The organism is 'Vigna radiata' phytoplasma (genome assembly GCF_030586915.1).
Taxonomy (GTDB): domain Bacteria; phylum Bacillota_I; class Bacilli_A; order Acholeplasmatales; family Acholeplasmataceae; genus Phytoplasma; species Phytoplasma australasiaticum.
In genome coordinates, this window is sequence record NZ_JAOSIS010000031.1 from 1 (window position 1) to 5,673 (window position 5,673).

Annotated in this window: 3 protein-coding genes; 2 read left to right on the forward strand and 1 reads right to left on the reverse strand. The window is 26.3% G+C overall.

What is annotated here, in order from left to right:
• Positions 1-420: 420 nt before the first annotated feature.
• Positions 421-735 carry a hypothetical protein gene (locus OC710_RS02375; protein ID WP_152908772.1) on the reverse strand — a complete coding sequence of 105 codons (315 nt, stop codon included), beginning with the start codon at positions 733-735 and terminating at the stop codon, positions 421-423.
• 1,238 nt (positions 736-1,973) lie between these two features.
• Here OC710_RS02375 and OC710_RS02380 point away from each other — a divergent pair.
• The gene (locus OC710_RS02380) at positions 1,974-2,459 is read left to right on the forward strand and encodes an SVM family protein (protein ID WP_004994600.1); all 486 of its coding nucleotides are present in this window, start codon (positions 1,974-1,976) and stop codon (positions 2,457-2,459) included.
• Between the two features lie 2,201 nt (positions 2,460-4,660).
• On the forward strand, positions 4,661-5,673 hold a 1,013-nt coding region (locus OC710_RS02390; RefSeq protein ID WP_304514994.1), incomplete at its 3' end, for a reverse transcriptase domain-containing protein.

Consider the following 5,673-nt stretch of genomic DNA (forward strand, 5'->3'; position numbering starts at 1 on the left):
TAAAAAAGATAGGAAATTATTTTTTAATCTTTTAAACAAAAAAAGACTAACTTAATAGTTAGTCTTCAAGATTTTTAAAAAATAAAAAGTGTCTAAATTTTCGGAACAGCTCACTTATACCGAATATGACTATTTAGGAGATAGGAGAATAGATTTTTTGAAAAACCCTAACAAAAAAACATCATACGTCCATTGTGATAGTTAGAAAAAATTCGAAAATTAAAAAATTTGAGAAATTAAAGAAAACCAAGACTGATCATCGGAAGAATAATGATCAAAAAAAGATGTAAAGTTTATTTTAACAACCAAAAAAACGCATTTAAAATCCATCATACCAAACTTGGATGCGATGTTGGCTGTCATAGAAACAAAAATATGGTGTTTTTAAAGTCAAAAAACTAATCATTAATATCTATATTTTTAAGATTTAATTATTTGCAAAACTATAAAGAATCTACGGCATCGAAAAAATGATTTTTTTTGAAAAAAAATGGTTTGAGCTGCTTTACGTTTATAATTTTGATATCGCCAAGTATTAGCAAAATGAATTTGTTCTAATTCATTTAACAATATTTGAGCTCCATTTTGCCCCACATCAACTTGTAATGGGTTGGCTGAATTATCCCAAATTTTACAGTGTAATAAAAAATGCTCTAGTAAATTACAATAAACCAAATTGTATTCCATTTGATAACTAAAAATCACAAATGGCCTATGAAAAAACTTAATTATCAAAGTCCTCTTCATTATTTACAAAATTATCGATTTAAAATATCTTAATTTCATAAATTATTATTTTGTGAAAATAAAAATTGCTTTTTTATTAAATGTGCTTATAATACTAAAATATAAACAATTATGTTTTTGTATTATGTTTTTGTATTAGACAAAAACAATTCCTGATCATTATTTATGCTACATAAATACTTTACAAAAAGGAGAAAATTTTATAATGTATGGTATGTTTTTGGGTACTTATTGTTTGTCGATATTAATATTAATTTTACTTATTTTATCTATAATATTTTTAAGTCTCAGAATTTTTGAATTAATAATAAATTTTATTTGCACAATAAAAGATATTATTAAAAAAAGAAATAAAATTACTCTTTTATTTATTATTTTGTTTATTATTTGGTTGATGGTATGTTTCTGGCTTTTTATTAAATGTGTTAACAATTATGTTTTTTTCTAAAAAAACAATTTCTGATCATTAATTTATGCTACATAAATACTTTACAAAAAGAAGCAAATTTTATAATGGATGAGGTTACTAAAAATATATTTTTTAATTTGATAGCAATTTTAAGCGTTTTCTTGTTAATTATGTTATTTTTAAGTTGCAAAGTATTGAGTTTAAAAATAAAAAATTTTATAAAAAAAATAGAAAATAGTATTTACAAAAGACATGCAATTGTGAGTTTATGTATTATCATTTTTATTTGTTGTTTTTTTGTTGTTATTGCTTGAATGATAAAAAAATAATAATATTAAATATTTAGTTAAAATAAAAAGAAGGAGTTACTCGAGAATGAATGTTCTTTAATGGATTAATTTAAGCTTATCTGTTATAAGTATTTAGGGGAATTAATTATTAATTTTTTATATCCCGTTTTTTTATCTGTCAAGCGTTATAAAATAAATTTATTAAAATTATTAAGTTATAACTTATAATTTTCATGATTAGACAATTATTAAATAGCGTCTTCAGACGTTTTAGTGCATTGTTGATATACAAACATAATACTACCTTGGTGAAGCTTTTGTTCATAATGCTGATTTCAAATTAACTGATTTCTACCTGCACTTCAACCTTTTACGTAAAACTTTATCTCTCTTTAAAGATAAACATAATAACGATAAAGTAAAAGAAGTTGAAAATAATAAAAGAGTCAGCTCTGACTGGTAACAAAATTATACCAACTATCAATATATTAAAATTTAAGAAATAAAAATTAAAGGAGATTTAATTAATGTTTAAATTACAAAATCAATTTAAAATAATAAGTATTTATTTATTTATTTTTTTAGGACTATTATTTACAATGAATAATAATCAAGTAATGGCGATAAATAATTTAAATGATGAAAATTACATAAATAATGAAATTAATAAACTTTATTTAGAACGAAAAGAATTAGCTACTAAAATTTCATATTTTCTTATTCATCATTTAGATGATGATGTAAAATTACAAAAAAAATTAAATGATTTAGATCAAATAATTAAAAATCTTTATCAAAGAATTTATGATATCAAAATTTTAAAGTCTATAAATGAACAAATTTGGCATGATTCATATGAAAGAAATCAAATAGCAATTCAAATTTTAAGTATTTCCTATCAAAACCCCGCAATACAAGAACTTATGACAAAATATCAAAAATTAGTGATAAAAATTAAGAATCTAAACCAAAAATATATTAATTTACAATATAAATTAAATGAATTTAATTAATTTTTCATCACAACCCCAAGACCCTCTCTCAGGGTCTTTTTTTGATACACAAAATCTTAAAAAGGAAACCAAAAAATATGTTAATTAAAAAAATCTTTTCATCTTGACCAAACAACCTCATCTTTTTTTATCATTACTTTACTTGCGTTTATTCTGATTATAATCGTTTATTATGTCATTAAATTCTATCTTTTATCCGCCAAACTAATATACCAATTAAAACAAGAAATAGTAGTGCGATTTTATCGTTATTTAACTACTAAGAACCCAAATCATAATGGCATCTATTTAATACTTGGTTAACCCAAATTAAATAATGGTTTTAATATTTTAAGTAATTATTTATTATACTTATCGAAATCAATGGTTAAACTTAGGGTTATTAACCATTATTTTATTATTTCTTCCGCATTTATTATCTTTAATTGATTTTATGATTAAATGTCTTTATCACCTTTGTAGGTTTCTTTATTTTTTAGGAAAATATCTTTGGTTATTATTTAAAAAAATTTTTAAGAAAGCGTAATTAATCATGAAAGTTAACTTAAATCAACGTACTAAAGCCTGGTTACCAACATCGTCACAAATGCATTAATGCCTCCGAAATCGGGAGTATTACAGAATTAGATCCGTTCCGTTCTTTAACCCAATTAACACACTGACCCCTTATTTTGTGACAACTAGTTATCGTGTTCATCATGACCAAAATTACTATTGTTGGATTGTTTTCTAGCTTAATCTAATTTTTTTCCTAATCGGTTAAAACTTTCATCTACTTCAATAAAACTTTAATGTAATTCTTCATCCTGATGTTTTTTTATAAAATAAGCGGGAGTAAAAATGATCATGACACTGATAATTAGAAAAATAATTTCTTTTATTAATTTTTTTAAATTGTTCATATTATAAAAACTCCTTTGTTTTGTTTAGTTAACAAAAATATTCATTTATTAATGGCAATAAAAAAATATTGTTGAATAAAAAAAGACCTTTAAAAATAAGGGTCTTAAAAATTTAATATTTTATTATTTTTTTTAAAAAAGGTTTTTTTAAATGAAAAAATGTTTTTTTCTTAACCATTTAATTGATTTTTGTTTAGTTAAATCACTTTTTTTATTCCTTTCTTTTTTTATTTGATTGACTTTTTTTCTTTGCCAGGTAGTTATGTTTTTTTATATTTGGCTAAAGAAAAAGTCCCTTTAAAAAGGGAATTAAATTGATAAAATATTTTTTTTATTTCTATTTTATAGAATGAGAATAAGTATCTTCTGAAAGTAAATGTTTCAAACATTCTTTCTTTTGGAGATACTAAAAAAACCACTAAGGGATGTGAAAAATATGAAACATAAAATAAAAGTAACGATGATTTTTTTAATCATCTTTACATAAATAGAGCCTCGGAGAGACTCTATTTTCTTTTTCACCACGAAATTTGTTTTAACTATAAAACAAATGAAACATTGGTTCACTCCCAAACAGAATAAAAAGTTGATTAGGATTATTTTAGTTAAAAAAGTAAAAAAGTCAATTTTGTATTTTTTTTGATAATCTTTTAGTTACTTTCGTGATTAATTCCTTTAATAAATAGGAAATCAAAAAGACTTTTGTTTGGGCGCCAAAGAGGCCTAAATTTCGCGCTATTCAACCAGTAGCCAGAGCCGATAAACTCTGAATGGGTATGGTCGGTTTGATAAACGAAAGAATATCAAATTACAGCAGACCATAAAAGCGGATTGCGACGAAAGTAAATTAGTCAAGAAGATCTCGCCACCAAATAATTCTATGGGAAAACCTGAAATGGTCTAAGAAGGAAACTGATGTAATAGTGTAACCTGTTTGGAAGTTGCTTAAACGGACAGTCCAGAGTCTATCAATATTATAGATAAGTATTGGATAGTTTATCAGATAAAGGAAACCTGGAATCAGCCTCTGAACGAGGATACTTCCCCTAAAGAATTAAGGTAGAAATTTAGCGTAACTTGGAGAATCCTAAAACTAAGTAATTAAATTTACTAATCCGGAAATAAAAGCCTGGATGGTCAAGGATAAAGCATCTTCTTAGTAGTCGTAAGAGTAAACCTAAATTTGGAATAATTTAGTTAATCGTCTTACCAAGAAGAGAGTTAATCACTCTTATAGGGCGAAAGAAGAAAGTAATTTACTAGTTATTCAATGGTATCGGGGAAAGGGGTTGATATATTATGTCAACAACAGTTTCGCCAAAAACTAAACTTTCGCGAACATTGAATAGAATTCAAAATTGTTCATCAAACGGTTACTCTCTAAAAAGAGAGCTGCAGCAAGGGATGAATAACTTTTATAACACGTTAACAGCATTTAATAAAATTGCGGCTAACAAGGGAGCGGGTACACCCGGAATCGACAATGAAACCATCGATGGAATCAATCTTAAGAAACTAGAAAGATACCATCGGGAATACGTCAATAATGGTTACCACCCGAAACCAGTTAAAAGAACCTTCATTCCTAAAGATAATAAGAAAACCCGACCCTTGGGCATACTGACCATCCAAGATAGACTGATTCAAAAATGTCTGGAACAACTCTTAACTCCTTATTTCGAAAATATTTTCTCGGAATGGAGCTTTGGATTTAGAACCAAAAAATCCTGTCATGACGCTATCAAACGTGTCAAACAAAGATTTAAAGGAATTGACTACCTTGTCAAAATTGACTTAAGAGGTTACTTTGATACCATTAATCATGAGATTCTGATGAGAACCCTAAATCAGTTCATCAAAAAGCATAAAACGCTATCAACCATTAATAAATGGCTAAAAGCCGGTTTCATGAAGGACTGTATCAAATATGAGTCTTTATCGGGGTCTCCTCAGGGAGGAATTATTTCTCCTCTATTAGCGAATGTATATTTACATTACATTGACCTGAAGATGGAAGAACTGATTAAAGAAGGAAGACCAATTAAGAAAAATAACCCAGAATATTGGAAGGCATGGAAAACACGCCAACACCATAAACTGGAGATTGATAGACGCATCAACCTAAATCCAAAACCAAGAGTTGAATATATCCGCTATGCTGATGATTTTATCATCGGCATTAAATGTGAGTATAACCAGGCAGAAAGAATCAAAGACCAAGTAACACAATGGCTGAAGCAGGACCTGAACCTTACTGTCAGTAAGAATAAGTCCAAAATTGTTAAAGCCAATAAAGGAACGAGGTTGCTATC